The sequence below is a fragment of the Candidatus Ulvibacter alkanivorans genome (assembly GCF_003333325.1).
GTDB lineage: Bacteria > Bacteroidota > Bacteroidia > Flavobacteriales > Flavobacteriaceae > Ulvibacter_A > Ulvibacter_A alkanivorans.
In genome coordinates, this window is the sequence record NZ_QOLC01000005.1 from 1 (window position 1) to 5,527 (window position 5,527).

The 5,527-nt window shown below is 39.8% G+C and carries 6 protein-coding genes; 2 read left to right on the forward strand and 4 right to left on the reverse strand.

What is annotated here, in order from left to right; genetic code table 11:
• Positions 1–98: 98 nt before the first annotated feature.
• Entirely contained in the window at positions 99–2,363 is a 2,265-nt protein-coding gene (locus DWA30_RS00475; RefSeq protein WP_114490588.1) for an aconitate hydratase, read from the forward strand.
• 79 nt (positions 2,364–2,442) lie between these two features.
• Positions 2,443–3,003, forward strand: a complete 561-nt coding sequence (locus DWA30_RS00480) for a TlpA family protein disulfide reductase (protein ID WP_114490589.1) — start codon at positions 2,443–2,445, stop codon at positions 3,001–3,003.
• Here the strand turns inward: DWA30_RS00480 and DWA30_RS00485 are convergent.
• From DWA30_RS00485 to DWA30_RS00500, 4 genes are all read right to left on the reverse strand, one after another.
• Positions 2,975–3,685 (reverse strand): lycopene cyclase domain-containing protein, encoded by a 711-nt coding sequence (locus DWA30_RS00485; RefSeq protein WP_114490590.1) that lies wholly within the window; start codon positions 3,683–3,685, stop codon positions 2,975–2,977. The two genes, DWA30_RS00480 and DWA30_RS00485, sit on opposite strands and share 29 nt — an antisense overlap.
• Positions 3,686–4,138: a sterol desaturase family protein gene (locus DWA30_RS00490; protein ID WP_114490591.1), complete on the reverse strand. Its 453-nt coding sequence runs from the start codon at positions 4,136–4,138 to the stop codon at positions 3,686–3,688.
• Between the two features lie 47 nt (positions 4,139–4,185).
• The gene (locus tag DWA30_RS00495) at positions 4,186–5,028 is read right to left on the reverse strand and encodes a phytoene/squalene synthase family protein (protein WP_114490592.1); all 843 of its coding nucleotides are present in this window, start codon (positions 5,026–5,028) and stop codon (positions 4,186–4,188) included.
• Between the two features lie 2 nt (positions 5,029–5,030).
• Positions 5,031–5,527 (reverse strand): phytoene desaturase family protein (locus DWA30_RS00500; RefSeq protein ID WP_369076297.1); only part of this gene is annotated, 497 nt, incomplete at its 5' end.

Genomic DNA, 5,527 nt, shown 5'->3' on the forward strand with positions numbered 1-5,527 from the left:
AAATAGGTTAAAGCGGTAATTTATTAGATATTTTTTAATATTCAGAAAATTTTGTAATTTCGCAGAACTTCAGAAAAAACCAAAAAAAGAGTAAAACTATGGCATTCGACATTGAGATGATCAAAGAGGTATATTCACAAATGGCCGACCGTGTAGAAAAAGCACGTGAGCTAGTGGGTAAGCCCTTAACACTTTCAGAAAAAATATTGTATTCACATTTATGGGACGGTATGCCCAACAAGGCATTTACACGTGCAAAAGACTATGTTGATTTTGCGCCCGACCGTATCGCATGTCAGGATGCAACAGCTCAAATGGCCTTGTTACAATTTATGCAGGCAGGGAAAAAAAATGTAGCTGTACCTACCACCGTTCACTGTGATCACTTGATACAAGCAAAACAAGGGGCCGCTGCCGACCTAAAGCGTGCTAATGAAACCAGTAATGAAGTGTTCGATTTTCTCGAATCGGTTTCTAATAAATACGGAATTGGCTTTTGGAAACCGGGAGCAGGAATTATTCATCAAGTAGTACTGGAAAATTATGCATTTCCCGGCGGAATGATGATTGGTACCGATTCGCACACTGTGAATGCAGGCGGATTAGGAATGGTTGCCGTTGGAGTAGGTGGAGCAGATGCTGTCGATGTAATGGCAGGAATGCCTTGGGAACTGAAATTCCCAAAACTTATTGGTGTAAAACTTACAGGAGAATTAAATGGTTGGACCGCCTCTAAAGATGTAATTTTAAAAGTTGCCGGAATTCTTACCGTTAAAGGTGGAACCGGTGCCATTGTAGAATATTTTGGTCCCGGGGCACGAAATCTGTCATGTACCGGTAAAGGAACCATTTGTAACATGGGAGCAGAAATTGGAGCAACTACTTCTACCTTTGGTTACGATGAATCTATGGAGCGCTTTTTACGTGCTACCGATAGAGCCGAAATCGCCGATGAAGCGAACAAAATTAAGGAACACCTTACCGGTGACCCAGAAGTATACGATAATCCGGAACAATATTTCGATCAAGTGATCGAGATCAATTTGTCTGAATTACGCCCACATCTTAACGGACCATTTACGCCCGATCTGGCGACTCCGGTTGGAGAGCTTGGTGAAAAGGCAAAAAAGAACGATTGGCCAATTAAAGTAGATTGGGGATTAATAGGATCATGTACCAACTCCTCTTATGAGGATCTTACGCGAGCGGCGTCTATTGCACAACAAGCCATCGATAAAAAATTAAGACCTAAAAGTGATTTTGGGATCAACCCGGGATCTGAGCAAATTCGCTATACCGCAGAACGTGACGGACTGCTTAGTGTATTTGAGAATTTAGGTGCTACCATATTTACAAATGCTTGTGGACCGTGTATTGGTCAGTGGGATCGTAGCGATCTTAAAGGCGAAGAAAAGAACACCATAGTGCACTCTTTTAACAGAAACTTTTCGAAACGTGCCGATGGTAACCCTAACACACATGCCTTTGTTGGCTCTCCCGAGATGGTTGCCGCGATCGCTATAAGTGGAAGGCTCGATTTCGACCCTATGAACGACACTTTATTGAACGAGGACGGACAACAGGTAAAACTAGATGAGCCTAGAGGGATCGAATTACCACCTGATGGATTTGATGTAGATGATAATGGTTATTTAGCACCAACCGAAGACGGAAGTAGCGTTGAAGTAAAGGTAGCAGATGACAGCGAACGATTACAATTATTAACACCTTTCGAGCCTATTAAAGACAGTGAGCTCCAAGGCGTGAAATTATTGATCAAGGCATTTGGAAAATGTACGACCGACCATATTTCGATGGCAGGACCATGGTTGCGCTATCGAGGCCATCTAGATAATATTGCAAATAACACCCTAATTGGTGCCGTGAACGCTTTTAACAAAAAAACCAATTTTGTGAAAAACCAGTTAGATGGTGAATACGGAGGTGTACCCGATGTACAACGTGCTTACAAAGTTAAAGGGATTAAAACAATTGTAGTTGGAGACCACAACTACGGTGAAGGTTCTTCACGTGAGCATGCCGCTATGCAGCCAAGACATTTAGGTGTCGCCGCCGTGTTGGTAAAGTCGTTTGCGCGAATTCACGAAACTAACTTGAAAAAACAAGGAATGTTAGGCTTGACCTTTATGAATGAGGCAGATTACGATCTTATTCAAGAAGACGATACCTTTAATTTTGTGGATATTGCCGATTTTGCCGAGAACAAACCGCTCACTATAGAAGTTGTTCATGCAGATGGAAGCAAGGATGTAATTAAAGCGAATCATACCTATAACGATGCTCAAATAAAATGGTATCGCGAAGGATCGGCATTAAACTTAATAAAGAAGCAAAACGCATAATGTCGTTTAACTTGTATTAAGAAACTCCCGATTTTTCGGGAGTTTTTTTGTCTTAGGAATTAATATGTAAAGAGTCCTTATGAAATTTTTTAAAAAACATTGGAACACCATTTTATTTCTACTACTTATAGTTTTGCTTGTCGTGCCGCAAACACGAATGCCAATTCAAGTGGGGATTCAACGGTTGTTTTCTTTTAGCCCTTCGGAAGTTTCCGAAGAAAATAGAGAAAGCGTGCAATCGTATAATTGGGCATTGCAAACATTGAACGGAGCACCAAAAAATTTTAATGCCTCGGAAGGAAAAGTAGTGCTGATCAACTATTGGGCGACATGGTGTCCACCCTGTGTGGCCGAGATGCCTTCGCTTCAAGAGTTATACGATGCTTATGGTACTAAGGTCGATTTTTATTTTATTTCTTCGGAAACACCGGAGACCTTGGCTTACTTTCTTCAGAAAAAAAACTACGATCTTCCGGTGTACATTCCGCAACAACAAGCGCCAAAGGAATTGAACGCGAACAGTTTGCCTACTACGTATCTGTTATCTAAGGATGGGTCGATCGTGATAAAAGAGATTGGAGCTGCCCATTGGAGTAGCGAGAAAGTGACGACTACGATAGATCGGTTGTTGAAGGAGTAGGTTTCAATTGTTCAAAAGCTTCCATAATAGTAAGTACGGTAAGAAGCATACCAAACGCATAGATCGTATCCTCAATCGGGATCGTGAAGAGTCGTACCCCTACGTTCTCAGAATCATCATACCAAACCACCTGTTCGGCTATACCGCTACCGGTTAAGATTCCATTTACCAAAAAGAATGGAATGAGGATTACTAAAAAAGTGGGAAGAAATCTTCGGAAAGTCTCTCGTTGGTAATTATACACCAGTCCAAGAAGAATCAAGGCGTAACTAAAATTGATGAAGGTATACCATTTATCGTAGTGGTACCATAGGGTAATTATAAGTGCCGATACTAGAGTTAGGTAGATCACATTGCTAACTTTCTTACCAAACGCCATATTGGGAAAGAAATGGTACAGCGAATAATGTGTAAAGATGCATGCATAGGGAATACATATAAAGAACAACCATTCTTCCAGTGGGAGATTGAAAATGCGAATTCCTGTAATATAGGATTCGTTAAAACCCCAAATTTCGTTATTGGTAAAAATGATATCCCAGCTTATAAAGAAGGCCATCATAAAAAAAATGCCAATGCTCAAATTTCGCCATCGTTTATAGAATTGTAATTTGGGATGAAAGCTAAACAGAAAAGGAATGCTTATAGACCCAATGTTAAGCCAGAGGTATAGCAGATCCATTTATTTTTTTTTGAAATATTTTAGGGGAGGTACTAACATTCCGAAGCATTCGCCTTCTTCTTTGCCCAAGTGTTTATGATGTATCTTATGTGCTCGTCGAATTCCTTTGGCATACCAATTATTAGCGTTTCGAAACATTTTAAAACGTTGATGAATAAAAATATCATGAACAAAAAAATAAGCCAGGCCATAGGCAAAGATTCCAAGTCCGATTGGGAGCCCTGCCCAAAATCCATAATATTGCCACCCCACAAAACAACCGATGCTTACAGCAGCGTAGAAAATAAAGAAAAGGTCGTTTCGTTCCCACCAACTATTATGATCTTTATGGTGGTGATCTTTATGGAGTTTCCATAGAAATCCGTGCATTATGTATTTATGCGTAAACCACGCCATAAATTCCATAATACAGAAAGTGATTAAAAAAATTGATATCCAAAGGGCAATCGTCATAATTCAGTAATCAAAAAAGTTTGGGAATAGTAGTTGTTTGCAATAAATTAACGTACCAGTTTTAATTGATATTTCACATAGCTGCGTGTAAGCAATCCGAATTTTTCATAATTCGGAACTCGAATTCGAGTATTCTTTATTTCCATGGCCGGTGTTTTTGCTAATTTCTTCAACAATCGTTTATAATAACGATATGCCATGAAAACACCAAATTTCGCCTCGGCTGGAAGTAGTAAAATTCCTTGATATCCTTTTTTAAAATCTTCTTCGATATCGGCTATGATCGCAGATTTTGATGTTTCGTCCAAGGCATCTAGATTGGTGTTCGGAAAATACGTTCGGCTCAAACCCTCGTAATCGGCTTTTAGGTCTCGTAAAAAGTTAACCTTTTGAAACGCAGAGCCTAAATGCATGGCAGCATCTTTAAGCGCTTCATACTTTTCAATATTTCCTTTTACAAAGACCTTTAAACACATGAGCCCAACAACGTCGGCAGACCCATAAATATATTCTTTGTATTCTTCTTCGGTGGTGTAGTCGGTTTTTGAAAGATCCAATCGCATGCTCTGCATGAACGAATCGATTAGGTGTTGGTCTATGCCATAGGTATGAACCGTATGTTGGAATGAGTTTAAGATGGGGTTCAAACTAATTTTATCGTTTAAAGCGTGGTGCAGATCGGTTTCAAATCTATTAAACAACGTATCCTTATCGTATTCATGAAAAGAGTCAACGATCTCGTCGGCAAATCGAACAAAACCATACACGTTATAAATATCTTGTCTAATAGTGGGTGCCAACATTTTTGTGGCCAGCGAAAATGAAGTGCTATAGGAGTTGGTAACGGTTTTACTACAACTTTTAGATACGATGTCGAATATTTCTTTCACAGCTATTTTATTTCTTTTTGTATTAATCCGGCAACCAATTTCCCTGAAATGAGTGAAGGTGGTACACCGGGTCCAGGAACAGTTAATTGCCCTGTAAAAAACAAGTCTTTCACTTTCTTGCTTTTTAACTTTGGTCGTAAGAAAGCAGTTTGCAATAGGGTATTGGCTAGGCCATATGCGTTTCCTTTGTACGAATTATAAGCTTCTTTAAAATCGTTGACACAAAAAGACTCTTTAAATATAACGTATTTTTTCGCTTCTTGGTTGGTAAGCTTATCAAATCGAGTCATGATCTTATCAAAATATTGTTCGCGTAATTCCGGGGTGTCTTTAAGTCCGGGTGCGAGTGGAATTAAGAAGATTCCGGCTTCCTTCCCTTGCGGTGCTGCACTGGCATCGGTTTTAGATGGGAAACTTGCATAGAATAATGGTTCCTCGGGCCAAGCGGGAGCATCGTAAATTTCTTTAGCGTGTTTCTGAAAGTCTACGTCAAAAAATA